At 63.0% G+C, this 26,791-nt stretch carries 29 protein-coding genes; 21 read left to right on the top strand and 8 right to left on the bottom strand.

Annotated features, from left to right (window positions below; genetic code table 11):
* Nucleotides 1-478: 478 nt before the first annotated feature.
* The 3 genes from Q8P46_00685 (at nucleotide 479) to Q8P46_00675 (ending at nucleotide 2,548) form a co-directional block, all read left to right on the top strand.
* Nucleotides 479-1,060: a hypothetical protein gene (locus Q8P46_00685; GenBank protein MDP2618688.1), complete on the top strand. Its 582-nt coding sequence runs from the start codon at nucleotides 479-481 to the stop codon at nucleotides 1,058-1,060.
* Nucleotides 1,061-1,303: 243 nt separating this feature from the next.
* On the top strand, nucleotides 1,304-1,792 hold the full coding sequence (locus Q8P46_00680) for a helix-turn-helix domain-containing protein (GenBank protein MDP2618687.1): 489 nt from the start codon (nucleotides 1,304-1,306) through the stop codon (nucleotides 1,790-1,792).
* 96 nt (nucleotides 1,793-1,888) lie between these two features.
* Entirely contained in the window at nucleotides 1,889-2,548 is a 660-nt protein-coding gene (locus Q8P46_00675; protein ID MDP2618686.1) for an Abi family protein, read from the top strand.
* 94 nt (nucleotides 2,549-2,642) lie between these two features.
* Here Q8P46_00675 and Q8P46_00670 read toward each other — a convergent pair whose 3' ends face one another.
* Nucleotides 2,643-3,797, bottom strand: a complete 1,155-nt coding sequence (locus tag Q8P46_00670) for a metal transporter (GenBank protein ID MDP2618685.1) — start codon at nucleotides 3,795-3,797, stop codon at nucleotides 2,643-2,645.
* Nucleotides 3,794-4,885: a multicopper oxidase domain-containing protein gene (locus Q8P46_00665; GenBank protein ID MDP2618684.1), complete on the bottom strand. Its 1,092-nt coding sequence runs from the start codon at nucleotides 4,883-4,885 to the stop codon at nucleotides 3,794-3,796. Before Q8P46_00665 ends, Q8P46_00670 begins: the two co-directional genes overlap by 4 nt.
* Before the next feature lie 514 nt (nucleotides 4,886-5,399).
* Between Q8P46_00665 and Q8P46_00660 the strand changes: the two genes are divergently transcribed.
* The 4 genes from Q8P46_00660 to Q8P46_00645 all read left to right on the top strand — a co-directional run bounded on the left by Q8P46_00660 (nucleotide 5,400) and on the right by Q8P46_00645 (nucleotide 8,836).
* On the top strand, nucleotides 5,400-6,257 hold the full coding sequence (locus Q8P46_00660) for a branched-chain amino acid aminotransferase (protein MDP2618683.1): 858 nt from the start codon (nucleotides 5,400-5,402) through the stop codon (nucleotides 6,255-6,257).
* Between the two features lie 78 nt (nucleotides 6,258-6,335).
* Nucleotides 6,336-7,310, top strand: a complete 975-nt coding sequence (locus Q8P46_00655; protein ID MDP2618682.1) for a nitronate monooxygenase — start codon at nucleotides 6,336-6,338, stop codon at nucleotides 7,308-7,310.
* Nucleotides 7,311-7,330: 20 nt separating this feature from the next.
* Entirely contained in the window at nucleotides 7,331-8,404 is a 1,074-nt protein-coding gene (locus Q8P46_00650) for a cation:proton antiporter (GenBank protein ID MDP2618681.1), read from the top strand.
* 9 nt (nucleotides 8,405-8,413) lie between these two features.
* Entirely contained in the window at nucleotides 8,414-8,836 is a 423-nt protein-coding gene (locus tag Q8P46_00645; protein ID MDP2618680.1) for a hypothetical protein, read from the top strand.
* Here the strand turns inward: Q8P46_00645 and Q8P46_00640 are convergent.
* On the bottom strand, nucleotides 8,833-9,432 hold the full coding sequence (locus Q8P46_00640; GenBank protein MDP2618679.1) for a superoxide dismutase: 600 nt from the start codon (nucleotides 9,430-9,432) through the stop codon (nucleotides 8,833-8,835). The genes Q8P46_00645 and Q8P46_00640 overlap by 4 nt on opposite strands.
* A gap of 428 nt (nucleotides 9,433-9,860) precedes the next feature.
* Here Q8P46_00640 and Q8P46_00635 point away from each other — a divergent pair, with 428 nt between their 5' ends.
* The 6 genes from Q8P46_00635 (at nucleotide 9,861) to Q8P46_00610 (ending at nucleotide 15,282) form a co-directional block, all read left to right on the top strand.
* The gene (locus Q8P46_00635) at nucleotides 9,861-11,018 is read left to right on the top strand and encodes an acyl-CoA dehydrogenase family protein (GenBank protein MDP2618678.1); all 1,158 of its coding nucleotides are present in this window, start codon (nucleotides 9,861-9,863) and stop codon (nucleotides 11,016-11,018) included.
* A gap of 61 nt (nucleotides 11,019-11,079) precedes the next feature.
* A complete protein-coding gene (locus Q8P46_00630) occupies nucleotides 11,080-12,837 on the top strand; it encodes a carboxyl transferase domain-containing protein (protein ID MDP2618677.1) in 1,758 nt (585 codons plus the stop codon).
* 114 nt (nucleotides 12,838-12,951) lie between these two features.
* Nucleotides 12,952-13,563, top strand: coding sequence for a biotin transporter BioY (locus Q8P46_00625; protein MDP2618676.1), 612 nt, complete (start codon nucleotides 12,952-12,954; stop codon nucleotides 13,561-13,563).
* A complete protein-coding gene (locus tag Q8P46_00620; GenBank protein MDP2618675.1) occupies nucleotides 13,560-13,775 on the top strand; it encodes an acetyl-CoA carboxylase biotin carboxyl carrier protein subunit in 216 nt (71 codons plus the stop codon). The genes Q8P46_00625 and Q8P46_00620 overlap by 4 nt, the downstream gene beginning before the upstream one ends.
* Nucleotides 13,776-13,861: 86 nt before the next feature.
* A complete protein-coding gene (locus tag Q8P46_00615) occupies nucleotides 13,862-14,062 on the top strand; it encodes a hypothetical protein (protein ID MDP2618674.1) in 201 nt (66 codons plus the stop codon).
* A gap of 2 nt (nucleotides 14,063-14,064) precedes the next feature.
* The gene (locus tag Q8P46_00610; protein MDP2618673.1) at nucleotides 14,065-15,282 is read left to right on the top strand and encodes a sodium ion-translocating decarboxylase subunit beta; all 1,218 of its coding nucleotides are present in this window, start codon (nucleotides 14,065-14,067) and stop codon (nucleotides 15,280-15,282) included.
* Nucleotides 15,283-15,849: 567 nt separating this feature from the next.
* Here the strand turns inward: Q8P46_00610 and Q8P46_00605 are convergent.
* The 5 genes from Q8P46_00605 to Q8P46_00585 all read right to left on the bottom strand — a co-directional run bounded on the left by Q8P46_00605 (nucleotide 15,850) and on the right by Q8P46_00585 (nucleotide 21,651).
* Nucleotides 15,850-17,019, bottom strand: a complete 1,170-nt coding sequence (locus tag Q8P46_00605; GenBank protein MDP2618672.1) for a pentapeptide repeat-containing protein — start codon at nucleotides 17,017-17,019, stop codon at nucleotides 15,850-15,852.
* Nucleotides 17,020-17,602: 583 nt separating this feature from the next.
* Complete coding sequence (locus Q8P46_00600) at nucleotides 17,603-18,364, bottom strand: NYN domain-containing protein (protein ID MDP2618671.1); 762 nt, start codon at nucleotides 18,362-18,364, stop codon at nucleotides 17,603-17,605.
* Nucleotides 18,365-18,607: 243 nt separating this feature from the next.
* The gene (locus tag Q8P46_00595; GenBank protein MDP2618670.1) at nucleotides 18,608-20,713 is read right to left on the bottom strand and encodes a S9 family peptidase; all 2,106 of its coding nucleotides are present in this window, start codon (nucleotides 20,711-20,713) and stop codon (nucleotides 18,608-18,610) included.
* Between the two features lie 2 nt (nucleotides 20,714-20,715).
* Nucleotides 20,716-21,144, bottom strand: a complete 429-nt coding sequence (msrB, locus tag Q8P46_00590; protein MDP2618669.1) for a peptide-methionine (R)-S-oxide reductase MsrB — start codon at nucleotides 21,142-21,144, stop codon at nucleotides 20,716-20,718.
* Nucleotides 21,145-21,198: 54 nt separating this feature from the next.
* Complete coding sequence (locus Q8P46_00585) at nucleotides 21,199-21,651, bottom strand: MaoC family dehydratase (protein ID MDP2618668.1); 453 nt, start codon at nucleotides 21,649-21,651, stop codon at nucleotides 21,199-21,201.
* A 245-nt stretch (nucleotides 21,652-21,896) separates the two neighbouring features.
* Here Q8P46_00585 and Q8P46_00580 point away from each other — a divergent pair, with 245 nt between their 5' ends.
* The 8 genes from Q8P46_00580 to Q8P46_00545 form a co-directional block, all read left to right on the top strand.
* Nucleotides 21,897-22,370, top strand: coding sequence for a Na+/H+ antiporter subunit E (locus Q8P46_00580; protein MDP2618667.1), 474 nt, complete (start codon nucleotides 21,897-21,899; stop codon nucleotides 22,368-22,370).
* Nucleotides 22,370-22,648: a monovalent cation/H+ antiporter complex subunit F gene (locus Q8P46_00575; protein MDP2618666.1), complete on the top strand. Its 279-nt coding sequence runs from the start codon at nucleotides 22,370-22,372 to the stop codon at nucleotides 22,646-22,648. Before Q8P46_00580 ends, Q8P46_00575 begins: the two co-directional genes overlap by 1 nt.
* Nucleotides 22,645-23,013: a monovalent cation/H(+) antiporter subunit G gene (gene mnhG, locus Q8P46_00570; GenBank protein MDP2618665.1), complete on the top strand. Its 369-nt coding sequence runs from the start codon at nucleotides 22,645-22,647 to the stop codon at nucleotides 23,011-23,013. The genes Q8P46_00575 and mnhG overlap by 4 nt, the downstream gene beginning before the upstream one ends.
* 5 nt (nucleotides 23,014-23,018) lie before the next feature.
* A complete protein-coding gene (locus tag Q8P46_00565; GenBank protein ID MDP2618664.1) occupies nucleotides 23,019-23,552 on the top strand; it encodes a DUF4040 domain-containing protein in 534 nt (177 codons plus the stop codon).
* The gene (locus tag Q8P46_00560; GenBank protein ID MDP2618663.1) at nucleotides 23,549-23,965 is read left to right on the top strand and encodes a Na(+)/H(+) antiporter subunit B; all 417 of its coding nucleotides are present in this window, start codon (nucleotides 23,549-23,551) and stop codon (nucleotides 23,963-23,965) included. The genes Q8P46_00565 and Q8P46_00560 overlap by 4 nt, the downstream gene beginning before the upstream one ends.
* Nucleotides 23,965-24,330, top strand: coding sequence for a cation:proton antiporter subunit C (locus Q8P46_00555; protein MDP2618662.1), 366 nt, complete (start codon nucleotides 23,965-23,967; stop codon nucleotides 24,328-24,330). The genes Q8P46_00560 and Q8P46_00555 overlap by 1 nt, the downstream gene beginning before the upstream one ends.
* Nucleotides 24,327-25,805 carry a monovalent cation/H+ antiporter subunit D family protein gene (locus tag Q8P46_00550; GenBank protein ID MDP2618661.1) on the top strand — a complete coding sequence of 493 codons (1,479 nt, stop codon included), beginning with the start codon at nucleotides 24,327-24,329 and terminating at the stop codon, nucleotides 25,803-25,805. Before Q8P46_00555 ends, Q8P46_00550 begins: the two co-directional genes overlap by 4 nt.
* Nucleotides 25,802-26,791: proton-conducting transporter membrane subunit (locus Q8P46_00545; protein MDP2618660.1), on the top strand; the 990-nt coding region annotated here is incomplete at its 3' end. The genes Q8P46_00550 and Q8P46_00545, both read left to right, overlap by 4 nt.

Below are 26,791 nucleotides of genomic sequence, written 5' to 3'. Positions count from 1 at the left end.
GGAAGGGCGCGCGGTGTTCGTAACGCACCGTCCTTCCGGCGCAGGCCGGAATCCGGAAAAGAGGGTGCCCGGAACACACCCACGGTGTCGTTGCCCGACCTGATCGGGCAACCCGGTAACCCCTGCGCCAAAGCTTTTGCTCGGAGGCGACTGGGTGCCCGGATCGCCGCCTTGGCCCGCTCACCGCCCCACCGGCGCTTGTCCGCGACGACCGGGCGGCAACGGCGCGGGAGGCATGCTACGCCAACGGCGCCGAAGTTAGCTGCCATCGTTCCGGCGGGGTGATTTAGGATGTTTGACGCAGGAAACCATACAGCGACATAAATTGATTTTTTGTCGCTCCAATGCTTCGAAAGTCTATTTTTTGTCGTTTGCCGACTTTAAATATCGCCGAGTCCCAATTCTTGTCTCTGGATTCTTGTGCTTGCGTACTTCAACCTAGAAGCAAGATCGATTCGCAATCGCGAGGATGAGACAGATGAGACCCCAAAAAAGAGGCAGAGGCCGTCCAAAGGGTTCGTCCCGCCACAATGCTCAGGATAAGTATACGCTTGAGATGATGGCCGACAGGATGGTCCGTGACCGCCGCCTTGCGGCAACTACGGCTATGCGGCATCTGGGCTATTCGGATGAGGCTTCGCTCAGGCGCCTTCAACGCAAATGGTCCAGGGAGAAATCTGATCTGCTGGCAAGGGCTCATGAGAACTATCGGCAGGAGCAGGCTTTGGAGGCACAGCGTCGGTCCGAGAACGCACTTGCGCAGCTGACCGATCAGATGACGGCGATGCAAAGGGCGTTTGAATCAAGCGGACTTAGCCGAATTGCCGCTGAATCGGCGCGTATGCAGCGTCTTATTGCGAACAATCCTGCTCTTGAGTCCATATCCCGCATGCAAATGCAAAGTGAACGACTGGCCCGGCAGCTCGTGCCCACTATGCCTGACTTCGGGACGCACGCCAGGGCGATGCAACGAATAGCCGACGCCTTTGCAACAAAGATAAACACGACCTTTGCTGCCAGCCTTCGGGCCGCCAAGCTGTTTCGCGACAATCGAGGGTAGGCAGAGGCAGAAATGTAGCCAAGAAGGTGCGGAATTTCACGCCCCCACGTGTAGGGAAGCCTGCGGGCTGAGGATGGGTGGAGTTCCGTCCACATAAAGATCGCGTACCATACACCGTACGACGGTAAGGACCGCAATTAACGCAAGTCGGGTGGCTCCCGAGATTTCCCCACCTGGCAGACCGCGTCATATTGAATGCGGCGCATTCCGGGCGTATGTCGGGAGGATAAGGAGCCGAGAGCCATGTCTACATCGAACAAAGCCGATTCCGTCGTTCTATTTCCGAAAGAGTCGAAGCGCAAACCATCCTCGACCGAGAGGATATGGGGTAAAGCCGTCCTGAAACACGGTTACACGGGCGTGCCATCAATACTGATCAAGGCGCAGAATAGAATTGGTATTAATCAAACCCAGATGAATATTATTCTTCAATTGCTGGATTACTGGATAGAACCAACAAGAAAACCGTTTCCGTCCAAGAAAGATATCGCAAAAAGGATTGGAATTACAGGAAAAACAGTCCAGAACAATATCCGCGCTCTTGAAAAAGCGGGCCTGATCCGCCGCGAGATGCGAAAAACGGCTTCCGGCGACTGGAACAGCAATATCTATCACCTGGACGGGCTTGTAGAGCGCGTTCAGGAGCTAGAGCCAGATTTTGCCAAAGCGAAAGAGAAACGCGCCGAGGCCCGTAGAGACGCGGAAACGCCGGTCGGGCTGAGACAAGGATAAGGGCAAAAATTTACCCCGGCCGCGTGCCAGAGGCAGAGACGGTACCGGGGTGTCTATCAATAAGATAGCTGAGGTAGGGAAAAATTTCAATTAAAAATGAATAAGCCCTTGAATTCTTTTGAAGATATAGAGCGAGCTCTCTCGCTCGAACGCTTTTCCCGCTATGTCGCATGGGCTGGCGGCGACCGAAATCGCGCGCTTGAGCTTTATACGCTGAATACAAAAATCTCCGAAAGCCTCTATCCGCCGCTCCAGATGCTTGAGGTCGCTCTTCGCAACCGCATCCACACCGTGATGAGTGAAATCCGGCATGAAGAATGGTTCAAAGACGATGGCTTCCTGCTTGTCGAGCATCAAAAGGCACAGCTCGCCAAAGCCGCCGAGGATCTGGCGGCAGAGAAAAAAGGCCTGAGTCCGGGTGCCGTCGTCGCGGCGCTAACATTCAGCTTCTGGACATCGATGCTAAGCCCGGAATACGAAAATCTCTGGCAGCAGCACCTCAACAGGATTGCGCGCAAGGCTAATGGCAAGGGCTTGCGCCGCAAAGATTTGACAGGCCCCCTTCGTCCCATCCGCACGTTGCGCAACCGAATCGCTCACCACGAGCCTATACTGTCATGGAACCTGCCCAGGCATTACGCCAACATGCTGCAAATTACGGAATGGCTCTCACCACCGGCGGCAGCGTGGTGCCACGAGCATTGCCGGTTTCCGGAAGTCTACCCGTCAGAGCGGATCAGACTGGAAGGGTCATAAAGATCGTGGGATCGTGGCGCTTATTACCGCCGAAGCCCCGGTACAAACTGAGTGACAGGGGCAATCACGTCCGCCCCGCTCCCGCGCCCCCCCCCTACCCCGCCACAAGCAGCGCCGTCGCGTACATCACCGCGACGCCTGCGACGAAGCCGGAGAGGCTGGCGCCGCCGAACCACGAGCCGCCCTCGGGCGCATGGCGCATCAGGCTTGAGCCCACCTCGACGATGACCTGGAGGATGGCGCCGGCGCCGACGCCGAAGGCGAGCGCCGCCCAGAACGGCGAGAAGGCGTAAGCGCCGGCAATCGTGCCGGGGATGGCGGGCCCCCCGGCGACCAGCGCCAGGCCGAAGAGCAGGCTCAAGCGCCGCGCCGGCCGCTCGACCGGCGCCGCGATGGCGATGCCCTCGCTGACGTTGTGCAGCGCAAAGCCGAACACCAGGAAGGAGGCGAGCGCCACCGCCCCTCCGGCGAGCGCCGCCCCGATGGCCAGCCCCTCGCCGAAATTGTGCGCCCCGATGCCGATGGCGATGAAGGCCGCCAGCGCCGTGCCCTCGGGCGGCCTGCCGCCGCGCCTGCCGACGGCAAGCAGCGCAAGCAGGCTCATGAGCGCGCCGAGCCACAGCGCGACCGCGGCCTTCTGGCCGCCGACGGCGCGGTCCGCGATCTCGAGCCCTTCCTTCAGCGTGTCGACCAGCAGGAAGGCCAGGAGCCCGACGGTGAGCGCCAGCGCGAACCGGCGTCCCGCCGCGCCGAAGCTCGTAATCGCCGGCATGAAGGCATAGCCGATCAGGATTGGCAAAACGCCCACGCACAAACCCACCAGCGCCAGGGCGAGTAGATCGCCGCCGCCCACCTCGGGCGTCGCCACCGCCGCCGCGATCTCGTGCTCGAAGGTCGCGCCCGTCGCGGTGAGGAAGGTGAGATGGTGCGCTTCCCCTTCGACCCACGGATAGGAAATGTCGATCCGCGCGCTGCCGAGATAGGGCAGGGCGCCCGGCGGGTCTTGCGTGAACTGCCAGTAGGCGCCGTCGACCTGCACCTGGGCGATAGTCATGGCCGACGCGCTGCCCGAGCGCAGCCGAACGTGGATGCCGGCGTCGTCGAGGCTGACCCGCTCGACCGCCAGCGTCTCCGCCGGCGGCGCGCCCTGGCTCAGAAAGTCGAGCGGCCTGACGGTCAGGAACAGGGCGGCGAGAAGCGCGATCAGCGCCAGCGGCGCGATCGCCGATGCGCGCAGAAGGGCGGTCATGACGCGACCTCGAAAAAGCCCATCCAGCCGAGCTCGACGAATTCGGCCTGATGGGCGTGGAACATGTAAAGGCCCGGCTCGTGCTCGGCGAAGGTGAACTCGAGGATGCCGCGCTGCGCCTGGCACTGCATGATGGTGTCGACGGTGCGGTGGGTTGGCGTCAGGGTCGTGCCGTGGTCGAAATAGTCGAAGAAGTTGGCGTGCAGGTGGAACGAGTTGACCGGGTCGAACTCGGTGACGTTGACGAGATAGACGCGCACCGGCCTGTCGCGGGCGACGCGGATCGGCTGGTCGTGATAGGCGAAGGCGATGGAGTTCACCCCATAGACTTCGTTCTCCTCGTCAAAGTTCGTGTCGAACCCATTCATGACCATGACCATTTCCTGCCAGCGCGCATTCTCCTGAGTGCCCAGTAGGCGGCCGCGCGCGGCCTCGGCGTCGTCCGGGTGGCGCGCCGGGTCCGGGTCGACGATGAAGGCGCCGTAGAGCCCCTTGTGCAGGTGCCGCTTCAGGGGCAGCGTGTGGCAGTGATAGAGGTGGCAGCCGAAGGGCCTGGCCGTAAACTCGTAGGTGAAGCTCTCGCCGGGATCGACCTGGCCGGCGCCGGGAATGCCGTCCATCGAGGCGCCGTGGATGCCGTGAAAATGCATGGTGTGCGGGTGGGTCCCGGAATTGAGGAATTCGATGCGGACGATGTCGCCCTCCGTGGCGCGGATGGTCGGGCCGGGCACGCGGCCGTTATAGGTCCAGGCCGGGAAGAAGAGGCCCGGCGCGATCTCGATCTCGCGGTCGACGGCGACGATCCGATATTCGCGCACCCGCCGGCCGTCGGCGCGGGCAGACACGGTGCCGGTGTCCCAGTCGGTGAGGATCGCGTGCGGGTCGAAGCCGTTGCGTCCATGGTCAACGGTCCCGACCGTGCCGTTGCCGGCATGGTCGCCAGAGCGGCAGATGCGGGCGCCGGGCAGGGTCTGGGCCCGCGCCGTGCCAAGGCCCGGCGACAGCACCGCCCCGCCCGCCGCAAGGCCGGCGCCGAGGAGCCGGCGGCGGCTTACAGCCCGCTCCAGCCACGACAGGTCAAAACCCATTCCGTCCGTTGCCCCTTCTGACTTACTCCCATACACACACACCCATCACCGGGCCGCGCGGAAGTTCGTTATTCCGAACGGGCCCGGTCCATTCCTGCGGCATCGTCCCGGACGCGGCCGAGCGGAAGTTCGTTATTCCGAACGGCCCCGGTCCATCCCTCCGTCCCGCCCCGAGCGACCCCGATCGGTTGCTCCGCTCGCCCCGGAGGTCCGTCATTCTGTCGTCATCCTTGCCGTCCCCTCGGCTTCTAGGGCCGGGGGGATCAGTTGCGAGTGATTATTAGTAGCATACGAGAATGGTATTCGCGACACGAAATCGGCGCAATGGAAATGAAACGGAAACGGGCCGGCATGGCGCATCCGAGAGGGCGGAAAGAACCGGCATGGCGGCGGCAAGCGCGCCGGCGAAACCGCGGCGAGACCGCGAATGACCGCGAAAGATGCGACGATCGGACGGTTGACCGGCCGCCCGCATCGGCGTTCCATGGCGCGTCTTGGATAAAGGAGCGCTCCGGTGTCGGAATGGTCGAAAACCTGGACTTGGATCGAGGGAAAATGGCTTGAGGGCAACGCGCCGATCGTCGGCCCGCGCACCCATGGGCTGTGGCTGAGTTCCGTGGTTTTCGACGGTGCGCGCGCCTTCGAGGGCGTGGCGCCGGACCTCGATCTGCACTGTGCCCGCGTCAATCGCTCCGCTGCGGCGCTGGGCCTCTTGCCGCTGCATCGCGGCGAGGAAATTGTCGAGCTTGTACAAGAGGGTAGGAAGCGCTTCGATCCCGACGCCGCCCTCTATATCCGGCCGATGTACTGGGCCGAGCAGGGCGGCTTCTATTCGGTGCCGCCGTTGCCCGAGAGCACCCGCTTTTGCCTGTGTCTCTACGAGGTTCCGATGCCGGCCCCGAAGGGCTTTTCCGTTACCCTTTCGAGCTTTCGCCGGCCGACGCTCGACAGTGCGCCGGTCAATGCCAAGGCCTCTTGCCTCTACCCGAATTCGGGGCGCGCGCTCGCCGAAGCCAAGTCCAGAGGGTTCGACAACGCACTCATCCTGGACGCCATCGGCAATGTCGCCGAGCTCGCCACCGCCAACGTCTTCCTGGCCAAGGACGGCGAGGCGCACACGCCCGTTCCCAACGGTACCTTCCTCAACGGGATCACCCGCCAGCGCGTCGTGGCGCTGCTGCGCCAGGCCGGCGTGAGGGTGCATGAGCGCAGCCTGGCCCATCGGGATTTCCTCGAAGCCGACGAAATTTTCTGCACCGGCAACTATTCCAAGGTCATGCCGGTGACGCGCATCGAGGAGCGCGACCTGCAGCCGGGCCCCGTCTATCAGAAGTCGCGCGAGCTCTATTGGGCCTTCGCGCATGGCGGCTGACCGGATTCAGAAACCCGCAACGGGAAACTGCTGATGGGATCTGGACCCGCCGCATGAGCCGGCGGAGAAAGGCGAGACATGCCGTTGACCACGCGTTTGACGCAGCAGCTCGGGCTTTCCGTGCCCATTATATCGGCGCCGATGCCGCATGCCGCCGGCGGCAAGCTGGCCGCCGCGGTGTCCGCGGCCGGCGGGCTCGGCTTCATCGGCGGCGGCTATGGCGAGGATCTGTGGCTCGAGCATCAGTTCGAGCTTGCCGGCAGGCAGAAGGTCGGCTGCGGCTTCGTTACCTGGTCGCTCGCCAAGCGCCCCTTCCTGCTCGATCTGGCGCTCGACCGCTTCCCCGTCGCGATCATGCTTTCGTTCGGCGATCCGGAGCCGTTTGCCGAGCGCATTCGCGGCGACGGCGTCAAGCTGATCTGCCAGGTTCACAGCAAGGCCCACGGCCTGCGCGCGCTTGAGGTCGGCGCCGACATCATCGTCGCCCAGGGCGGCGAGGGGGGTGGACATGGAGGCCTGCGGGCGACCATGGCGCTGGTGCCGGAGATCGCCGACATGATTGCCGCGCGCGCGCCCGAGACGCTGCTGGTCGCAGCCGGCGGCATCGCCGATGGGCGCGGTCTTGCCGCTTCGCTGATGCTCGGCGCCGACGGCGCCATGATGCGCACCCGTTTCTGGGCGAGCCGCGAGGCACTGGTGCACCCGAATTTGCAGGCCACCGCCATCGCCGCCGACGGCGACGCCACAATTCGAACAAGTCAGATCGATAAGCTCAGAGGACTTACATGGCCACCGGAATTCACCGCCAGAGTCCTGAGTAACGATTTCGCCGAATCCTGCTTGGCAGCGCAGGCAAGTGCACCGCTGCCAGAGGATGCGGCGGGGCGGTATTTCGCTGCGATGGAGACGGGCGACCCGTCGCAGGCGGCCATCTATGTCGGCGAGGCGATCGGTCTGATTGACGATGTGCCGCCGGCGGCCGCGTTGATCGAGCGCGTCGCGCGAGAGGCCGCTGAGTTGCTTGGCATTCGGGCGCCGGCCTTCGTGGCCTAGGGGGAGGAACGAGGGATGAATTGGTCGAGCATGTCTCCGATCTGACCGGGATCGCCGTGGTCACCGCCGTAGCGGTGCTGTTGGGACTTCTCTTCGTTCGCCTGCGTCAACCGCCGATCGTCGGCTACATTCTCGCGGGCCTGGTGCTCGGGCCGACGGGCATGGGGCTGGTGCGCGAGACCGACGAGATCCGCCTGCTGGCCGAGCTTGGCGTCATCATGCTGCTGTTTCTGATCGGCATGGAGATCAGCCTGCGCGCCTTCGTTCTGGTGCTCAAGCCCGCGGTCATCACCGCCGCGGCGCAGATCGCCATCTCGCTGGCCATCACCTTCGGTTTTGCCGCGCTGCTCGGCTGGAGCGCCGGCCAGGCGTTGCTGCTTGCCTTCATTGTCGCCGTGTCCTCGACCGCCGTCGCCATGAGCATGCTCGATGATGTCGGCGAACTGAGAACCGAGACGGGCCGCATTACCATCGGCGTGCTCGTCGCTCAGGACATCGCCATCGTGCCGATGCTGATCCTGGTCGCCGCCTTTTCTGATGCGACGGTCGGTTTGGCCGAGGTCGGCTGGAAGGTGGCGCTCGCGGTCGGCATCCTGTTGTTGCTCATCCGGCTACTGGCGCGCGCCGGAAAGATCGCATTGCCCTTCTCCCGGGCCATCCAGGGCAGAGTCGATCTGGTCGCCCTGGCCTCGGTGGCGCTGTGCTTCGGCGCCGCGGCCATTTCGGGCCTGCTCGGTCTCACGGCGGCGTTCGGCGCTTTTATCGCCGGCCTCATCGTCGCCAATTCGACCCTGCGGGCCGAGGCGATCAAGGTCACCCAGCCGATCCAAAGCGTACTGATGGTGGTCTTCTTCCTGTCGATCGGACTGTTGATCGACCTCGACTATGTGGTCTCCGACATGCTCACGGTAATCCTGTTCCTGCTCGGCGTGCTGCTCGCCAAGTCGGTCCTCAACGTGGCGATCCTGCACTTCGTCGGTGAACCGTGGGAGCGCGCATTTCCCGCCGGGCTGATCATGGCCCAGATCGGTGAGTTCTCATTCGTGCTGGCCACGGTCGGCTTCGCCAACGGCCTGTTCGACGGAGCCGGCTAAAAGCTCGCCATGGCGGTAATCGCCATGTCGCTCCTGATCAGCCCGTTCTGGATGGCGTCGGTGCGCCGCTTCGACGCCGTTGCCCGTAGTGGGATCACCGATTTTCGGGCGGCTCTGACGGAGGTTTACGCCGGCGAGATTCATGAACTGGAGCGCGGGGCGCGCATGTTCCGCCGCGCCGGACGGCTGATTTCACGTCGCTCCCGCGCCATGCGGCTCGCCTGGCGCCGAAGCAGGGTAAAGCGCATCGCGGCGAGAGAGCCGGCGCAAGCGGCCGTCATGGAACCTGTAGTTGCACCCGGCGCCAAGGCGAAATGGAAGACGCGGCCCGGAAGCGCCAAGGCCGCGGGGCAATCGGCCGAACGGCCGGAGAGCGGGGAAGGCGCGCCCGCTATCCCGCCCGCCCGGGGCAACGGGCGCTATACCCATTAGCGCGTCTTTTCGAACAGCTCGGCGACATAGTCCCAGTTGATCAGATTGTCGACGAAGGCCTCGAGGTATTTCGGCCGCGCGTTGCGGTAGTCGATATAGTAGGAGTGCTCCCACACGTCGCAGCCGAGAATCGGCACCGCACCGTGAACCATGGGATTTTCCCCGTTCGGCGTCTTTGTCACTTCCAGCTTGCCGTCCTTGAGCGCGAGCCAGCACCAGCCGGAGCCGAACTGGGTCACCCCGGCATTGATGAAATCGGCACGGAACTTGTCGTAGCCGCCCAGGTTGGAATCGATGGCTGCCTGCAGTTTGCCCGGCAGGTGGGTTCCGCCGCCACCCCTCTTCATCCATTTCCAGAAATGAATGTGATTAAAGTGCTGGCCGGCATTGTTGAACAGGCCGGGATTCTTGCCGAAGCTCGCCTTGCAGACCTCCTCCAGACTCTTGCTTTCGAGGCCCGAGCCTTCGAGCAGCTTGTTACCGTTGGTGACGTAGGCCTGATGGTGCTTGTCGTGGTGGTATTCGAGTGTCTCGGCCGACATGTAAGGCTGCAGCGCGTCGTAGGCGTAGGGTAGATCAGGAAGTTCGAAAGCCATTTTGCGCCTCCCAGATATTGTGAAACCGGCCTGGAAGGTAGCGGCTGGGCGCGTGGTGGGCAATCCCGGCCGGCGCGCGAAATGCCGATTCTTGCCAATTCAATAGGCATGAACGATAAGGGCGCGGCCATCGGCGCCCCTCACCGTCCGTTCCGGCCTTGGGCTTGAATGCGCCTTGGCGCCGACGACCGCTGCAAGGTTTGAGCGCTGGTGCGCGATCTCGCGCCGGACTGGGAAATCCCCTATTGTTCCGCGCTTGCGCCAATTGATTTTGGTCAAAGCGCGCGATCGAAGGGTCTGGCAAAGCCCAAACGGGGTAGGCATTTCTGTAATGCACAAACAGGCGCGACAATTGGCAGGGTGCGCAGCAGCCTGCCTAAAGGTCAGCATGCCACACAGACGGGACCATGATTGCGCAGGAGCCTGAGATGCAGTTCGGACTGACGGAAGAACAACAGATGATGCAGGAGATGGCGAAAAACTTCGCCGAGAAGGAAATCCTGCCGACTCTGGAAGATGACGAAAAACATCACAGGTTCCGCCCCGAGCTCGTCAAGAAGATGGCCGAGCTCAGCTTCTTCGGCTGCGCCCTGCCGGAGGAATATGGCGGCAACGGCTTCGGTTTTCTCGAATCGGTCATACTCGCCGAGCAGATCGCCAGGGTGAGCGGATCCTGGCGTCTGCCCTTCAACATGCAGAATCTCGGCCCGTCCCTGACGGTCAACAAGTTCGGTACCGAGGAGCAGAAGCAGAAATTCATTCCGGACTGGGTCAACGCCGAATCCCTGGGGTTCTTCGCCATGACCGAGCCCAATACCGGGTCCGATGTCGCCAGCATGGGAACCACGGCGACCGATCGCGGCGACCATTGGGAGCTCAACGGCCAGAAGATGTGGATTTCCAACGCCCAGGTCGGCGATTGGGGCCTCGTCTATGCCTTTACCGACAAGAGCCAGAAACACCGCGGCATGACCTGCTTCATCGTCAATCTGAAGGGCAAGGAGGGGATCGTTACCGTTCCGATCGAGACCAAGCTCGGGCTGCACTGCGCTCCCACCGGAGAGATTGCCTTCAACGGCGCGAAGATTCCCAAGGATTCGGTGCTCGGCGAGGTCGGCCAGGGCTTCCAGATCTGCATGTGGCAGCTCAACAACACCCGGATCGGTTGTGCCGCCGGCGCCATCGGCATCGGCGGCGGCGCCGTTCAGGCCGCTATCAACTACGCCAATGAGCGGACCCAGTTCGGCAAGAAAATCGGCTCCTATCAGATGATCCAGGCCCAGATTGCCGACATGGTCGCCGAGCACGAGGCCGCCAAGCTGCTCGTCTATCGGGCCGCCTGGCTGAAGGATCAGGGGCTGCCCAACCAGCACGAAACCTCGATGGCGAAGCTGTTTGCGTCGGAAGCCGCCGTGCATGCCGCAAACGATACGATGAAGATCTTCGGCAGCTACGGCTACTCCACCGAGTATCCCGCGCAACGCTTCCTTCGCGACGCGCATTCGCTGCGGACCGTCGAAGGGACCAGCAACATCCAGAAGCTCATCATCGCCGGCATCTCCCTGGGGGACACCGTCAACCGCTAGGCAACCGCAGGGCAACCCTTGGCCCCCGGGACCCGTTTCAACAGGAGGTGGAAACAATTCCATGCCGCGCAAGCAAACGCCGCTGCGTCCGTATTTCGAGAAGATGCCCGATATCGGCAAGCCGCTCAGCGAAGGCGAAGTCCGGCGCTCAAAGGAGAATGTCGATCTGATCCGTGCGGAAGAGGCGATCCTGGCGCGCGAAATCGACAGGGTCAAGAAGGCGGGGATGCCGGCTGAGAAGATCCACGAACGCGGCGGAATGACGATCTACGACCGGCTCGATTATCTGGTCGACGCCGGAACCTGGAACCCCCTCCACACGCTTTACAATCCCCGGGACAACGAGGAAGGGTGTACCGGCGTGGTCGACGGCCTCGGAAAGATCGAGGGCAAGTGGGCGGTCATCATCGGTTTCGACAACAAGGTCGTGGCCGGCGCCTGGATCGCCGGGCAGGCGGAAAACGTTCTCATGGTGACCGACCTGGCCAAGCGCCTCAACGTGCCCCTGGTCTGGCTGACCAACTGCAGCGGCGTCAAGCTCATGGAGCAGGAGAACGTCTATGCCGGGCGCCGCTCCAGCGGGGCGCCGTTCTACCGTCACGCCGAGCTCAACAGGCTGGGTATTCCGATCCTCAACGCCATCTACGGAACCAACCCCGCCGGCGGCGGCTATCAGGGGATCAGCCCGACCATCCTCATCGCCCACGAAGGGGCGAACATCGCCGTCGGCGGCGCCGGGATCGTCGGCGGCATGAATCCCCGCGGCGGCGTCGATGAAGAAGGGGCCCGTGCGCTCATCGAGGCCACCAAGAGTTTCAAGTCGAAACCGCCCGGCCGCGTGGAGACCCATTTCGACAAGACCGCTTATTTCCGCGAGGTCCATGAGACCGAACAGGGCGTCCTCGACGGCATCAAGGCCTATATGCGCATGATGCCGGCCTACGACCCGACCATGTTCCGCGTCGCTGCGCCCGCCGAACCCAAATACCCGATCGAAGACCTCAACCTGATTCTTCCCGCCAATCAGAAACGCCCCTACGACGCCATCCAGTTTCTGGCGCGCCTCACAGACAATAGCGAGTTCATGGAATACCGCCCCGACTACGGGCGCGAGATTTTCACCGGCATCGCCAAAATCGATGGTTTCCCGGTGGCTCTTATCGGCAACCGTCAGGGGGTGTTCCCCGATTATCCGGAATACGCCAAGGGGGCCTATCCCGGCGTCGGCGGCAAGCATTACCGCGAGGGACTGATCAAGCAGGGCGAATTCGTCACCTTGTGCGGCCGCGACAATTTTCCGATCGTCTGGCTTCAGGACACCACCGGCATCGATGTCGGCGATCTCGCCGAGGAGGCCGAGCTTCTGGCGTTGGGCCAGACTCTGATCTACTCCATTGAAAAGACTGATCTTTCCATGATGTGTATCGTCCTGCGCAAGGGCGAAGCGGCCGCCCACTACATCATGGGCGGCCCCCAGGCCAACGAAAACAATGCCTTCACCCTCGGCACCCCGCTCACGGCGATCAGGGTCATGCACGGCGAAACGGCCGCCGCCGCCTCCTACGCACGCCGGCTGCTCAAGGAAGACGAAGCCGGCCGCGACATCGCCCCGGTCATCGACACGATGAACGAGATGATCGCGGATTATGAGAAAAAGTCGCACCCGGTCTATTCCGCCAAGAAGGGCTTCGTCGACGAAATCGCCCCGTTGACCGACCTGCGCAAATACATCCAGGCTTTCGCCGGAGCCAACTATCAGAATCCCCGGTCCCTGACCCCGGTCCACCAGCAGCTTCTCCCCCGCATCATCAAGGGATAGGCGGGCCATCGCGCACCATGATTTCCGTGAATTTGAACGTGATCCGGGGGCCTTCGGCCGGTAAGACGGGAAAGGCCGTGCTTCAGGCGATTCTCCCGGCAAAGGAAGACAGCGATGCAGGGAATGTCCAACGCGCAACCGACGCTGCTGAGCGCCGCCTGGCCGGCATCGGCCGAAAGCTTTTTGCGCCAGATCATTGTGGCGTTGGCCGGAACGGCGCTGCTGACCCTGTCGGCCAAGACCCAGGTGCCGTTCTATCCGGTGCCGATGACCATGCAGACCTTCGTCGTCCTCGTCATCGGCATGACGTTCGGCTGGCGTCTCGGGGCGATGACCGTCCTGCTTTATCTGGCCGAGGGAGCCTTTGGGCTCCCGGTGTTCGCCGGCACGCCGGAAAAGGGCATCGGCCTGGCCTATATGGCCGGACCGACGGGCGGCTATCTGGTCGGGTTTGCCGTTTCGGCCGCACTCGTCGGCTATCTCGGGGAACGAGGCTGGGACCGCAACCTGTTGACGACGCTGGCCGCCATGGTCATCGGCACGGCGCTGATCTTCGTCTTCGGCTATCTGTGGCTTGCCCATCTCATCGGACTCGAAAAGGCATTTCAGTCCGGCGTTCTGCCGTTCATGTGGGCGGCCGTCTTCAAGATCATCCTGGCGGCGGCGGTTCTTCCGCTCGGCTGGAAATTCTTGGCGCGTAATCGTGATAAGGAGCATGCTCGATGAGCGTAGAGGTCACCGCCCCCTTGTCGGGGTCGATCTGGAAAATTCACGTGAAGGTCGGAGATCAGGTGAAATTCGAAGATGAACTCATCATCCTCGAAGCCCTGAAAATGGAAAACCCGATTTATGCCCCGGCCGACGGCAAGGTCGCCGAGATCAGGGTCTCCGAGGGCGCCGAAGTCGAGGCCAACCAGGTGTTGATCGTTCTCGAATAGCCTGGCCCCGGCCCGTTCGCACCGCAGAATCGAGCTGGAATTGCGTTCTCGGCCGGAACGGGGAACGTCCTATCGCAGGGGGTGAAATGGAATATTTCTGGGGTTCCGTCAAATTGATGCTCTTCGTCTACGCGCTGGCGGCCGTGGTCTCGTTCATCATGGCCTGGATCATCCGATTGATCTTCGTCGGGATCAAGGCGCGGAAAGCCCATGCCGATGCGCGAAACGGCGCCAAGGCGCAGGCGCCCCTTAAGCCGGGGGATGCGGTGTCGAAAAGGACGGCGTGACCATGCCGGAGATCGATCTTCTCAATATCTTTCAGGGGATCGCCACCATGGTGGCATCCGATCCGCTCATCGCTGTGGCGAGGATCGTGCTGATCGCCCTCGGCATCTTTTTCGTCTATCTGGGGGCCAAGGGGACGCTCGAGCCCCTGATCATGATCCCCATGGGGGTCGGGATGGCTAGCGTCAATGCCGGGGTTCTCTATCTCTCGGCAACCGCCATGGGAACGATTTTCATCGATCCGACCGCCAGCGGTCCGGAACAGCTCTTTGACGTCCTGCAGATCGATTTCCTGCAGCCCATCTACACGTTTTCGTTCAGCAACGGGCTGATCGCCTGCCTGATCTTCATGGGCATCGGCGTCATATCGGACATCGGCTACATGCTGATTGCGCCGGTCCGCTGCATGATCATCGCCATCATGGCGGAACTGGGCACCGTGTTGACGTTTCCCCTCGCCGTCGCCCTGGGACTGCCCTACAACGAAGCCGCGGCGATCGCCATGGTGGGCAGCGCCGACGCCCCGATGGTTCTCTATACCTCGCTGCTGCTGGCCAGAGACCTGTTCGTGCCGATCACGATCGTCGCCTACCTCTATCTGAGCCTGGCCTATGCCGGCTACCCCTACCTGGTCCGGCTCATGATCCCGAAGGAATTGCGCGGGGTCGTGATGGACCAGAAGACCGTCCCGAGCATCGGCCGCGGGGAGAAGATAACCTTCGCCGTCATAACCGCCACCCTGCTTTCCCTGCTTTTCCCGGTGGCCGCCCCGCTGTTCATGTCGTTCTTCCTGGGCATCATCGTCCGCGAGTCTGGCGTGAAGCAATATGTGGAGTTTCTCGGCGGTCCGGTGCTTTACGGCTCCACCTTCTTTCTCGGACTCCTCCTTGGCGTCCTCTTCGAAGCCAACACGATCCTCAACCCCAAGGTCATCCTGCTCCTGGTCTTGGGGATGACGGCCCTGCTGCTCTCCGGCATCGGCGGCATCGTCGGCGGGTATTTCGTCTATTGGATCAGCGGCCGCACCTTTAACCCGGTGGTCGGCATCGCCGGGGTGTCCTGCCTGCCGACAACGGCCAAGGTGGCCCAGAAGGAGGCCCACAGGGCCAACAAGTTTGCCATGATCCTGCCCTGGGCGATGGGCGCCAGCATCTCCGGCGTGATCACTTCGGCCATTATCGCCGGCATCTATGTGACCTTGCTGCAGCTGCCCGCGCCATGAGGGAAAAGCCTGCTCGGTGGCCGGCACCCTAGAGCAAAATTCAATTAGATTGAATTGCCGGCCCAACCCCCTCCCTGTCCCTCCCCCTTACTGGGGGAGGGAACAAGTCGTTGATGCGCCGCGATTATTCCTCCCCCTGAAAGGGGGAGGCGAGGTGGGGGTCGAAGCTGCGGTGCTTCGATCTGAAGGGATTCTGCTCTAGCCGCGTTGGCCGGCGTCGCGCTCGTCGCGGGGCGGCGTCGCGCAGCGTCTCTCTTAGAGCAAAAACCGTTCTCATCGAATGGATTTCGCTCTTATTTTTTGTTCGAGCTTGTTCTTTTCGCAAAACCGGTTCCCACTTTTGCGGACCATGCTCCGGCGCGTCTTTGTGCAATGCAAAAACGGCCACGGTCCCGGCCTTTGCCAGACCGCGCCACCAGCTGCGTTGACCGAGGTCAAATCGCGGGCGCGGGGAGGGGGCTGCATAGAGGAGAAAACCGGACGGATGGAACCTGGGGCTGCGCATTCAGGACGGGGAGCCCGAATGTCGGGGATGTGGCAGCAACTGACTCTGCAGCATTCATGGACTCACTTGATCCGGAAATGGTTCCGCACGGCGAGGAGAACGAGGAAGATGAGGAGGGCGGACCAGATATTCTGTCCGATGAAGACGATGTCCACGGTGGGTTTGATCGCTTCAGACGACCCGAAGAGGCACTTCTCGGCTAGGTCTCTCCCGTGGGCGCGTGCGAAACCGACCAGAGGCAGACTGTTCAGAAACGACAGGTAAAACTCTGCCAGAAATCTCGTGTCCGGCCACGCGGAGTCCGGCATGCATCCGTCAGGAGCGTGCCGACCGTATAGGTATGCAAACCCAACGAAAGAAGCGAATAGCCAGGCGAGTGGAAGCAGGATGCTTCGCCCAAAGCCCGAGGAAAGCTCGTAAAAGAAACCAACCCAATATCGAATATGCCACCAAGGATCATCGTTGCACCGCCGTTCCCGGATTTCGCTGGCGAAGAAGTTGAGCTCGCGCAGATGATCGTGGCTTTCGATGGCGATCTTTTTCAGAGCGCGATAGTATGCGGCACGCTCATCGTGACCCTTTAGCTTGAACGGTCTTGCCTGGGGAACCCGGAGGTTATCTAGGCGCACCGGTGCGCGAAAACTTGTCTGTGTGAAGTCTGGGACTTCTGCAAACAGTGCGTCGGCGAGCGAAAATGACCCAGTGCTTTGCACCCAGTTGAACGAGGCAAGACCGAAGAATTTTGATTCACTAAAATTGGCAGTTTTATCGAATGTGGCTTCTGAAAAAACAGATTTTTCTTTGAATCTGGATCCTATAAACCACGCATTACCCGAAAATGTAGTTCTGCGAAAGCTTGCGGCCTTGCAAAATCTAGCAGAATTGAACCTCGCGACGCTGCGAAAGGTCGCATCACGAAAATACGCGCTGCCGCAGAACTTTGCCCCGCTGAAATCGGCACGATGTCGAAATTCGGCCACCGCGAATGTCACCTCATGAGGGAACACGAACGCGCTGAAATCTGTCTTGGCCTCGAAGAAGTGCCCTGAAAAATCGGTCGTGGCGGAATTTATCCAACGCTTTGTTTCTGCGTTGGTGGCAACGCCCGCCCGATCAACCGCCCACTTCCCATCCTTCTCCAGCTTCACCTTGGCAGCAAGGCAGCCTTCGGCCCACTTGTTCCAGTGGTCCTTGCCTTTCTTCCAGCGGTTGATGTCGCTTTGGTTGGCCATGAAGACATGATGGCATCGGCAGTGGTATGCCACAACTGATGCCGAGCAAGAGGCTGACGTCTCCCTCCACTGGTCGTAAGAGTTCGCCTTGGGCCATTTCCGGTCTTAAGGGTGAGGCGAATCCATCCGGAACGGGTGCCTTCTGTCCGGATTCGACCGATAGCGCCGCATCGGCCGGACGGATTGCGGACTTATCCCGACGGCGCGAATTGTTGCCCCTCCTTGTCGTCGCCCGGCTCGACAAGGATAGGATGAGGCCGCGCCGGGGCGCTCCCTCTCCCCGTGCGGGAGAGGGATGCGGAGGCTTGGGCCGGAGGCCCTAGCCGACGCTGGGTGAGGGGGCGGCGCGGAGTCGCCCCCCTCATCCGGCTCGGATCGCTCGCGCGATCCTCGCCACCTTCTCCCGCCAGGGGAGAAGGATGGAAAATGCCGCGCCGTTTCGCGCCACCCTTCCCCTCCAGGGGACGGTTGGAGGAGGCCGCGCCGGCTCAGCGGCCGGTGGGCGCCTTCCCCGCGATCATCAGCGCGAAGGCATAGTCGAAGGCGGTCTCGCGCAGCGCCTCGAAGCGGCCCGACTTGCCGGTCATACCCGCTTGTCCGACTTTGCTTTGGTCACTCTTGTCGCGGACGGATTAATGCGTATACGCATTGTGCCAACTTCAGGATTGTCCATCTCAAACGCGTTGGTTTTTCGGACCAAGTCGCTTAGTTTTCGCGAGCCGTAGGTTCTCGGATCGAAGTCAGAGATCAAATTGCCGAGTTGATTTCCGACAGCGCTCAGCGACACCCATCCGTCTTCGCCTTCCATCTGTGTGATGACCTTCTTGATGATGGGTGTGGCGGCGCTGGGAGACTGAAGCGGTTTGGTGGGCGGGGCCGCATCGAGAGTGCTATTCGACGAAGCGGCTAGCAAGTTCTCCGTGTAGATAAAGCGACGACAGGCTTGCCGGAAACTCTCCGGAGTTTTTCGTTCCCCGAACCCAAAAACATCCACGCCCTGCTCGCGGATGCGAGAGGCAAGTCGAGTGAAGTCGCTGTCGGATGACACCAAGCAGAATCCATCGAATCGGCCGCTATAAAGCAGGTCCATCGCGTCGATTGCCAACGCCATGTCGGATGCATTCTTGCCGATAGTGTGAGCAAACTGCTGGTGGGGATTGATCGCATACTTCGGCAGTATCGCGGCCCAGCCTCGTGAACGTGCGTGGGAAAAATCACCGTAGATGCGGCGGACGCTCGCTTCCCCGATCTTCGCGATCTCCTCAAACAGAGCATCTGCGATCTTCGGCGAGGCGTTGTCAGCATCAATGAGAACGGCAAGGCGCGGCGAGCGCGGTTCGGGCATCACGGAACCTCATCATGCTTCACACGGGAAAACGCTTGGAACAGTGTCTCAGTCCAAGTGGCTGTTCAACAGGAATTGCTAACCCAACTTCCCGGTTGGCAGATTGATTTTACCTTGACTGACAATGGCCGATTTCCGCCTTGGGTCATTTCTGGTCTTAGGAGCGAGGCGAATCCATCCGGTAGACCGCGGGTACCCTCTGTCCGAATTCGACCGATAGGGCCGCATCGGCCGGGCGCTTAGTCAGGCCTTCCCCGCGATCGTCAGCGCGAAGGCGTAGTCGAAGGCGATCTCGCGCAAGGCTTCGAAGCGGCCCGACCTGCCGGCGTGGCCGGCGTCCATGATGGTGCGCAGAAGAAGAAGACGGTCGTCGCGCTTCATCGTTCGCAGCTTGGCGACCCATTTGGCCGGCTCCCAATAGGTGACGCGCGGATCGGTGAGCCCGGCGGTCGCCAGGATGTGCGGGTAGGCCCGCGCGGCGACATTGTCGTAGGGCGAATAGGAACGGATCGTGGCGAAGGCCTTGGCGTCGGAGACCGGATTGCCCCATTCGTTCCATTCCGGCGGCGTCAGCGGCAGGGTTTCGTCGAGCATGGTGTTGAGCACGTCGACGAAGGGCACGCCGGCGACGATGCCGAGAAAGAGATCCGGCGTCCTGTTGGCGGCGGCGCCGACCAGCATGCCGCCGGCGCTGCGCCCCTCGGCGACAATCCGTCCCCTGGCGGTATAGCCTTCAGCGATCAGATGCTCGGCCGCGGCGATGAAATCGGTGAAACTGTTCATCTTGTGCTCCCGCCGGCCGGCCTTGTACCAGCCATAGCCCTTGTCCTTGCCGCCGCGCACATGGGCGAGCGCGAAGACGAAGCCGCGGTCGACCAGCGACAGGCGATTGGTCGAGAAGGCGGCCGGAATGGCGATGCCGTAGGCGCCGTAGCCGTAAAGATAAAGCGGCGCGGAGCCGTCAAGCGGCGTGTCCTTGCGGTAGAGCAGCGTGACCGGGACCTCGGCGCCGTCGTGGCTTGGCGCATGGATCCGGCGGGTCGCATAGTCGTCCGGGTTGTGCCCGCTCGGCACTTCCTGCTCTTTGCGCAGCCGCCGCTCGCGGCTTTCCATGTTGTAGTCGTAGACTCGCGCCGGCGTGGTCATCGACGAATAGGTGAAACGGATCGTATCGGTCTCGAATTCATAGCCGACCTCAAGAGCCAGCGAATAGGCCTCCTCGTCGAAGGCGATGGCGTGCTCGGCGCCGTCGGCAAGCCGGCGCACGACGATGCGCGGCAGCCCGTCGGCGCGCTCCAGCCGCACCATGTGGCGCTTGAGCATGCCCAGCGCCAGGATGATGCGCCCTTCCACGTGCGGCACCGCCTCGCGCCAGCGCGCGGGGTCCGGGTCGGAGACGGGCGCGGAAACGATGCGGAAGTCCTCCGCCTCCTTGTTGGTCAGGATGAACAGCTCGCCGGAATGATGCTCGACCCGGTATTCGTGGCCGTCCTCGCGCGCGAGCACGCAGCGCGGCGCGGCCTCCGGCGTCTCGGCGTCGATGAGGTGGGTTTCGCTCGTCTGGTGCTCGTGGGCGTGGACGAGGATGTAGCGCCGGTCCTGAGTCTCGCCGATACCGACGAAGAAGGCCGGGTCGGTCTCCTCGTAGACCAGCGCGTCGTCCGCCGGGTCGCCGCCGAGGAGGTGGCGGTAGACCCAGCGCGAGCGGTGATTGTCGTCGAGGCGGACATAGAACAGTGAGCCGCCGTCGGCGCTCCACACCGCGCCGGGCAGCGTCCCCTCGATCATGTCCGGCAGGTCGCGGCCGCTTTCAGCCTCGCGCACGCGAAGCGTGTAGAACTCGCCCCCGGCCTCGTCGAGGCTGTAGGCGATATGCCTGTGGTCGCGGCTGTGGCTTGCTCCGGCGATGGCGAAATAGGGCTTGCCGGCGCCCATCGCGTCGCCGTCGAGCAGGATCTGAACCGGAGCGTGCTTGCCGCGCGGCAAGCGGCAGAACAGCGGGTACTGCCCGCCCGCATGGTAGCGGACAAAATAGGCCCAGGGGCCGTCAGGCGCCGGGACGGACGCGTCATCCTCCTTTATGCGCGCCCGCATTTCCGCGAATAATTCTTGCCTCAGCGCCTCGGCCGGCGCCATCGCCGCCTCGGTATATTCGTTCTCGGCTTCCAGATATTGGCGGATTTCCGCCGGTAATTTGGCAGGATCCCGCATCACCTCCTGCCAATTGGCGGCGCGCAGCCAGCCGTAGTCGTCACGGAGCGTCACTCCGTGGACCGAGGTTTTCCGCGGAATTCTCGCTGCAACGGGCGCCGTTGCGGTCTTCCCGCCGGTTGGGCTGCGCGCATCCATGGTCAGTCGGTTTCGCTCTTATTCTCAGGTGCGAATTTCAGCGCTACGCCATTGATACAATAGCGCAATCCCGTCGGTTGCGGCCCGTCGGGGAAGACGTGGCCCAGATGCGCGTCGCAGGCGGCGCAGCGGACTTCGGTGCGGCGCATGAACACGCTGTCGTCCTCGTGCGCGCTGAGTGCGTCCTGGCCGACTGGCTCGAAAAAACTCGGCCAGCCGGTGCCGGAATCGAACTTGGCGCCGGAGGAAAACAGCGGTTTTCCGCAGCAGACGCAAGCGTATTCTCCGGCGCGCTTTTCCGCATGGAGGGGGTTGGAAAAGGCGCGTTCCGTACCGTGCCGGCGGGTGACGTCGAACTGTACCGGCGACAGAATGTCCCGCCATTCCTCGATTGTCCGTTCGACTTTCTTGCCGCTTTCCGCGTCTTGCATCGGGCTTCTCCCCAGGATGGCGGTTGCTGCCGTACGGTTTCCGGCGGTTTCCGGTCAAACATAGAAGACGGTCAGCACCTCGGCAATGAGCGCCGGCTTTTCCTGCCCCTCGATCTCGAGCTGCGCCTTGTTGAGGATCTTCCGCCGCGCCCCATCGCGCTCGGCCTCGGCCAGATGAAACCGGGCCCTGACGCGGCTGCCGGCGGGCACGGGCGAGAGAAACCGCACCTTGTCCGAGCCGTAATTGACGGCCCGCGAAATGCCCTCGATGCGATAAGTCCGGCGCGCCAGGCCGGCAAGGAGCGAGAGCAACAGATAGCCGTGCGCGATGGTGCCGGTGCCGAGCTCGCGCCGGCAGCGCGCAGGATCGACGTGGATCCACTGGTCGTCGCCGCTGACCTCGGCGAAGGCGTCGATCATCGCCTGATCGACCGTCATCCACGGGCTGACGCCAATATCGCCGCCGAGCGCCGCGACAAATGCGTCGAGGGAGTCGAATATGCGCATGGTTTCTCCCGCAAAAGGACCAATCGTGTGTGGATTTGTCGCAAGAAAACGTCAATCGACGATTGCCAGCCGTCCCCTTATTGGCTTATCCGGTATGGAACAATCCGCACAAGCGGAATAGTTTGCGGGGCGCAGGCCGGCATTCGAAGGATGACCGGGAAGGCCGCGTTGCCGCAAAGGGCGCAAGGCGACCGAGCCGGGTGGCGCGGCGACGACGGCGCCGGGTGAACGAGGGGAGGGGGTGGATGCGTCTGGTCAGCCTCGCCATTACGCTGTTCGTCTTCTGGCTGCTGCTTTCGGGACACTATACCGGCCTGCTCATCGCCATCGGCGCCGTCTGCTGCGTCGCCACCGCCGCGCTGGCCTGGCACATGGGGACCGCCGACGCGGAAGGCCACCCGATTCATCTGCTGCCTCGGGCGGTGACCTACTGGCCCTGGCTGGCGGTCGAGATCGTCAAGTCGGCCTGGCGCGTCTCCACGATCATCGTCAACCCGAAGCTGCCGATCTCGCCGACCCTGGTGCGCGTCCATGGCGGCCAGAAAGGGCCGCTCGGCATCACCACCTACGCCAATTCGATCACACTGACGCCGGGAACCATCTCGGTCGAGCTCGATCGCCACGACATTATCGTCCACGCGCTCGAGCGCGCCGGCGCGGACAGCCTTGAAAAGGGCGCGATGAACGAGCGCGTCACCGAATTCGAGGGAGTCGGCTAGTGTTCGCCGCGGCGGCGATCGCGGTGCTGGTGGCGATCGCGCTTGCCGTCGTGCGGGCGCTCAAGGGGCCGACTGTGTTCGACCGCGCGCTTGGCGCCAACGCGGTCGGCAACGGCGCGATTCTGTTGCTGGCGCTATACGGCTTCATGACCGATCGTCCGGAGTTCCTGGATATCGGCATCCTCTATGCGTTGCTGAACGTGATCGGCACGCTCGCGGTGCTGAAGTTCTTCCGCTACCGCGATCTCGGCTACGCGGGCGAGGAGCCGGTCGATTGATCGATCTCATCCGCGATATCGTCACCGGGCTGGCGCTCGCCTTCGGCGGCCTGTTCTACGTCGTCGGCGCCATCGGCCTGGTGCGCATGCCCGACATGTTCACCCGCCTGCACGCCGCCAGCGTCATGGAGACGGTCGGCGCCAGCCTCCTGGTGATCGGCATGATGGTCGCCGCGGGCTTGTCGCTGGTCACGGCCAAGCTGGCGATCATTCTGGCGATCCTGCTGCTCAGCGGGCCGGTCGCGGCGCACGCGCTGGCGAACGCGGCGCTGACCACTGGCCTGGCGCCGCTGCTGGCGGAGGATCGCACCGGCAAACAAGGGAAGAAGCGGGCGGGAAAGGGAGGCAAGCCATCGAAGCGCTGATCAACATGGTGCTGCTGACGCTGCTGGCGGCCGTCACCGTCGGCGTCGTGCGGCTGCGCAATCTCTTCGCCGTCGTCATTCTCGCCGGCGCCTACAGCTTTCTGATGGCGAGCGTGCTGCTGGTTCTCGACGCGGTCGATGTCGCCATGACGGAGGCGTCCGTCGGCGCGGGCATCTCGACCGTGCTGCTTCTGGGCGTTCTGGCGCTGACCAAGACCGAGGAAACCCGTCCCGCCCACACGCCGCTGTTGCCGCTGTTCGTCGCGGCGGTCACGGCGGCGGTCCTCGTCTACGGCACCTATGGCCTGCCGTCTTTCGGCGTTGCCGACACGCCGATGCACCTGCATGTCGCGCCCTACTATCTGGAAAAATCGATCGAACAAACCGGCGTTCCGAACGTCGTCACCTCGGTGCTCACCAGTTACCGCGGCTATGACACGCTCGGCGAGACGACGGTGATCTTCACGGCCGGCATCGGCGTCCTGATGCTGCTGAGGGGCCGCGGCAGGAGAGCCAGGAAGAAGGATGACGCGTCATGAAATTCGATGTCGTGCTGCGCGTCGTCATCAAGATGTTGTTGCCGTTCATCCTGGTGTTCGGGCTCTACGTCCAATTCCATGGCGACTACGGCCCGGGCGGCGGCTTCCAGGCCGGCGTGATCACGGCGGCAATGGTTGTCCTCTACGCCATCATCTTCGGCCTGGCGGCGGCGCAGCGCGTGGTGCCGCCCCTTCTGGTCGAGATCATGATCCCGCTCGGCGTGCTGATCTTTGCCGGTGTCGGCGTTGCCGCGGTGCTCCTGGGTAGCGACTACCTGAATTATTCGGTGCTGCTGCACGATCCGGTGCACGGCCAGGAACTCGGCATCATGCTGGTCGAGATCGGCGTGCTCGTCACCGTCGCCGGAACGATGACGGCGATCTTCTACGCCTTTGCCGGACGGGGGCGCTGATGGAGCTGCTGGAGCCGATCCTGCATCACTACAACCATTGGATCACCATCTTCCTGATGGTCTCGGGCCTCTACATCGTCGTCGCCCGCGGCAACATGGTGAAGAAGCTGGTGGGCCTGAGCCTGTTCCAGACGTCCGTCTACCTGCTCTACATCTCTCCCGGAAAGATCCTCGGCGGCACCCCGCCGATCCTCGCCGAGGGCTATTCCGTCTATTCCAACCCGCTCCCGCACGTGCTGATCCTGACGGCGATCGTCGTCGGCGTCGCCACCCTGGCGCTCGGCCTGGCGCTGGTCGTGCGCATCAACGAGGAATTCGGCACCATCGAGGAGGATGAAATCTTTCAGATGATCTCCGAAGAATGAGCGCCCAGCTTCCCGCCCTTCAGGTCGTGTTGCCGTTGCTGGCGGCGCTGCTTGCTGCGCTGGTCCGCCATGGCGGGACGGCCTGGCTGATCGCGCTGGCGGCCAGCCTGGCGATGCCGGTCATCGCCTTCACCATGCTGATGCAGGTGCTGGATGGGGGCTCGATCTCCTATGCGCTTGGCGGCTGGCCGCCGCCCTTCGGCATCGAGTACCGCGTCGATGTGCTGAGCGCCTTCGTGCTGTTGCTCGTCTCCATCGCCGGCGCCGTCATGCTGCCCTATGCGCGGCTCAGCGTCGCCGCCGAAATCGCCAGCAGCCGGCGGGCCTGGTTCTACGCCATGTATCTGCTGTGCCTTTCCGGCCTGCTCGGCATCGTGATCACGGGAGACGCCTTCAACGCGTTCGTTTTCCTAGAGATTTCCTCGCTCGCCGCCTACGCCATGATCGCCATGGGGCGGGACCGCCGGGCGCTGTTCGCCGCCTATCAGTATCTCATCATGGGGACCATCGGCGCGACCTTCTACGTCATCGCCGTCGGGCTGCTCTACACCATTACCGGGACCCTGAACCTGGTCGACATGGCAAACCGTTTCGCCGACATTACGACGATGCGGCCGCTATTTGCCGCGCTTGCCTTCCTGACCGTCGGCGTCAGCCTGAAATTCGCGCTGTTCCCGCTGCATGTCTGGCTGCCCAACGCCTATGCCTACGCGCCTTCATTCACGACGGCCTTTCTTGCCGCCACGGCGACAAAGGCGGCGGTCTACCTGCTGCTGCGCTACTTTTATTCGGTCTACGGCATCGGCGTCGTGTTCGGCGCCCAGCCGGTTTCCGAGATCCTCCTGCTCCTGTCCGTAGCGGCCATGTTCATCGCCTCCCTGGTCGCCGTGTTCCAACAGAACATCAAGCGCATGCTCGCCTACTCGTCGGTGGCCCAGATCGGCTACATCACGCTGGGCATCAGCCTTGCCAACCAGACCGGTCTCACCGGGGGCATCGTGCATCTGTTCAATCACGCGATGATCAAGGGCGCGCTGTTTTTGGCCGTCGGCGGCGTCGTCTACCGGCTCGGCTTCGCCCGCATCGGCCAGTTCGACGGTCTGGGACGGCGGATGCCGCTGACCATGGCCGCCCTAGTGCTTGCCGGGCTGGCGCTGATCGGTACGCCGGGCACCGCCGGCTTCATTTCCAAATGGTATCTGGCGCTCGGCGCCCTGGAGAAGGGCTGGTGGTGGCTCGTCGCGCTGATCGTGGCAAGCTCGCTGATCTCGGTCCTCTATATCGGCCGCGTCGTCGAGCACGCCTATTTCCGCGAGCCCACCGAGGAGACCAGGAAAGCGCGCGAATTACCGGCCTCGATGCTGATCCCGATCTGGGTTCTCACCGCGGCGACGGTCTATTTCGGCATCGAGACCTCGCTCACCGTCGGTGTCGCCCGGCGCGCCGCCGAGATGCTGCTGGCGGGGCTCAGATGACCGGCGAGACGCTCCTCATCCTGTCTCTGATCGTGCCGTTTGCCGCCGCGGCGCTGATCCCGGTGTTTCACCGCGCGCCGAACGCGCGCGAGACGGTGACGCTTTCGGCTTCGGCCATCCTGTTCCTCGTCGTCCTGGCGCTGCTCTGGCGCGTGCTGGCCGGGGAGCGGCCGGCGACCGGCGGCCTCGAAGTGGCGACGGGGCTCGATCTCGGCCTTTCGATCGAACCGCTCGGCATGCTGTTCGCGACGGTCGCCTCCGGCCTGTGGATCCTCAACTCGATCTATTCAATCGGCTATATGCGCGGCAATGACGAGCCGCGCCAGACCTCCTACTATGTCTGCTTCGCGGTGGCCCTCGGCTCGACCATTGTCATAGCGTTTGCCGCTAATCTATTCACGCTGTTCATAGGTTACGAGGCGCTGACCCTGTCGACCTATCCGCTGGTCACCCACAAGAAGACCGAGGAGGCCAAGCGCGCTGGCCGCGTCTATCTGATCATGCTGCTCGGCACCTCGATGCTGCTGCTGCTGCCGGCGATCGTGTGGACCTGGTATCTGGCCGGCTCCGTCGCCTTCACGCCGGGCGGCATCCTCGCCGGCACGGCCAGCCCCGCGACCATCGGCGTGCTGCTGGCGCTCTACGTCTTCGGCATCGGCAAGGCGGCGGTGATGCCGATGCATTTCTGGCTGCCGGCGGCGATGATCGCGCCGACCCCGGTCAGCGCGCTTCTGCATGCCGTCGCCGTGGTCAAGGCCGGCGTGTTCACCGTGCTCAAGGTCACCGTCTACATCTTCGGCATCGATTTCCTGACCGAGACCGGGGCCGCGACCTGGCTGACCTATGTCGCCGCCTTCACCGTCGTCATGGCCTCGCTCATCGCGCTGACCAAGGACAACCTCAAGGCCCGCCTCGCCTACTCCACCGTCAGCCAGCTGGGCTATGTGGTGCTCGCCGCCTCGCTCGCCACCGCCGCCGGCATCATC

Source organism: Hyphomicrobiales bacterium (assembly GCA_030688605.1).
Lineage (GTDB): Bacteria > Pseudomonadota > Alphaproteobacteria > Rhizobiales > NORP267 > JAUYJB01.
Note: the sequence above shows the minus strand (reverse complement) of the source record. Positions and strands in the feature narration are given on the sequence as shown.

What these genes read in the sequence shown, in the direction of transcription:
- Q8P46_00680 (MDP2618687.1), top strand. Translation starts at nt 1,304, where the DNA reads ATGTCTACATCGAACAAAGCCGATTCCGTCGTTCTATTTCCGAAAGAG.
- Q8P46_00555 (MDP2618662.1), top strand. Translation starts at nt 23,965, where the DNA reads ATGGAGCTGCTGGAGCCGATCCTGCATCACTACAACCATTGGATCACC.
- Q8P46_00645 (MDP2618680.1), top strand. Translation starts at nt 8,414, where the DNA reads ATGGCGGTAATCGCCATGTCGCTCCTGATCAGCCCGTTCTGGATGGCG.
- Q8P46_00635 (MDP2618678.1), top strand. Translation starts at nt 9,861, where the DNA reads ATGCAGTTCGGACTGACGGAAGAACAACAGATGATGCAGGAGATGGCG.
- Q8P46_00675 (MDP2618686.1), top strand. Translation starts at nt 1,889, where the DNA reads ATGAATAAGCCCTTGAATTCTTTTGAAGATATAGAGCGAGCTCTCTCG.
- Q8P46_00655 (MDP2618682.1), top strand. Translation starts at nt 6,336, where the DNA reads ATGCCGTTGACCACGCGTTTGACGCAGCAGCTCGGGCTTTCCGTGCCC.
- Q8P46_00585 (MDP2618668.1), bottom strand. Translation starts at nt 21,651, where the DNA reads ATGCGCATATTCGACTCCCTCGACGCATTTGTCGCGGCGCTCGGCGGC.
- Q8P46_00640 (MDP2618679.1), bottom strand. Translation starts at nt 9,432, where the DNA reads ATGGCTTTCGAACTTCCTGATCTACCCTACGCCTACGACGCGCTGCAG.
- Q8P46_00565 (MDP2618664.1), top strand. Translation starts at nt 23,019, where the DNA reads ATGGTGCTGCTGACGCTGCTGGCGGCCGTCACCGTCGGCGTCGTGCGG.
- Q8P46_00665 (MDP2618684.1), bottom strand. Translation starts at nt 4,885, where the DNA reads ATGGGTTTTGACCTGTCGTGGCTGGAGCGGGCTGTAAGCCGCCGCCGG.
- Q8P46_00670 (MDP2618685.1), bottom strand. Translation starts at nt 3,797, where the DNA reads ATGACCGCCCTTCTGCGCGCATCGGCGATCGCGCCGCTGGCGCTGATC.
- Q8P46_00600 (MDP2618671.1), bottom strand. Translation starts at nt 18,364, where the DNA reads ATGCCCGAACCGCGCTCGCCGCGCCTTGCCGTTCTCATTGATGCTGAC.
- Q8P46_00615 (MDP2618674.1), top strand. Translation starts at nt 13,862, where the DNA reads ATGGAATATTTCTGGGGTTCCGTCAAATTGATGCTCTTCGTCTACGCG.
- Q8P46_00685 (MDP2618688.1), top strand. Translation starts at nt 479, where the DNA reads ATGAGACCCCAAAAAAGAGGCAGAGGCCGTCCAAAGGGTTCGTCCCGC.
- Q8P46_00605 (MDP2618672.1), bottom strand. Translation starts at nt 17,019, where the DNA reads ATGGCCAACCAAAGCGACATCAACCGCTGGAAGAAAGGCAAGGACCAC.
- Q8P46_00550 (MDP2618661.1), top strand. Translation starts at nt 24,327, where the DNA reads ATGAGCGCCCAGCTTCCCGCCCTTCAGGTCGTGTTGCCGTTGCTGGCG.
- Q8P46_00620 (MDP2618675.1), top strand. Translation starts at nt 13,560, where the DNA reads ATGAGCGTAGAGGTCACCGCCCCCTTGTCGGGGTCGATCTGGAAAATT.
- Q8P46_00630 (MDP2618677.1), top strand. Translation starts at nt 11,080, where the DNA reads ATGCCGCGCAAGCAAACGCCGCTGCGTCCGTATTTCGAGAAGATGCCC.
- Q8P46_00580 (MDP2618667.1), top strand. Translation starts at nt 21,897, where the DNA reads ATGCGTCTGGTCAGCCTCGCCATTACGCTGTTCGTCTTCTGGCTGCTG.
- msrB (MDP2618669.1), bottom strand. Translation starts at nt 21,144, where the DNA reads ATGCAAGACGCGGAAAGCGGCAAGAAAGTCGAACGGACAATCGAGGAA.
- Q8P46_00560 (MDP2618663.1), top strand. Translation starts at nt 23,549, where the DNA reads ATGAAATTCGATGTCGTGCTGCGCGTCGTCATCAAGATGTTGTTGCCG.
- Q8P46_00625 (MDP2618676.1), top strand. Translation starts at nt 12,952, where the DNA reads ATGCAGGGAATGTCCAACGCGCAACCGACGCTGCTGAGCGCCGCCTGG.
- Q8P46_00595 (MDP2618670.1), bottom strand. Translation starts at nt 20,713, where the DNA reads ATGGATGCGCGCAGCCCAACCGGCGGGAAGACCGCAACGGCGCCCGTT.
- Q8P46_00610 (MDP2618673.1), top strand. Translation starts at nt 14,065, where the DNA reads ATGCCGGAGATCGATCTTCTCAATATCTTTCAGGGGATCGCCACCATG.